This window comes from Adlercreutzia equolifaciens (genome assembly GCF_029076695.1).
Taxonomy (GTDB): Bacteria; Actinomycetota; Coriobacteriia; order Coriobacteriales; family Eggerthellaceae; genus Adlercreutzia; species Adlercreutzia equolifaciens_A.
This window is the reverse complement of sequence record NZ_JARFIK010000127.1, coordinates 1-368: the sequence shown is the minus strand read 5'-3', so window position 1 is coordinate 368 and position 368 is coordinate 1. Positions and strand designations below refer to the sequence as shown.

The window sequence follows — 368 nt, the reverse complement described above, 5'->3', positions numbered from 1 at the left end:
CCGTCTTGGCAGAAATTATATTATGACAGGACAATATACAGAATTGTATTTCCCTAGTCATAATGTCCGCTACATAGCGATTGATGACGGTGTAGACAGCGAAAAAGGCGAAAGTGAGATTGCACCATTTAAGAACATCATCAATGAATGGGTGGCAAGAGATACAAGCCGTAAAGTGAAATCGGCATTTAAGACAAAATTTGCAGAGGGTGCGTATTATGGGGCTTATGCTCCGTTAGGATATAAGAAACACCCCGACATTAAAGGAAAACTGCTGGTTGATGAGGAAACAAAATGGATTGTTGAAAAAATCTTCTCCCTAGCCTATCAAGGTTACGGAAGTGCAAAAATCACAAAGCAGTTAAGAG

1 pseudogene is annotated in these 368 nt (G+C 39.9%); it reads left to right on the top strand.

The annotated features are described in order from the left end of the window. Window positions 1–22 precede the first annotated feature (22 nt). Window positions 23–368: pseudogene (locus PZH32_RS11755) on the top strand (recombinase); the annotation flags it as partial.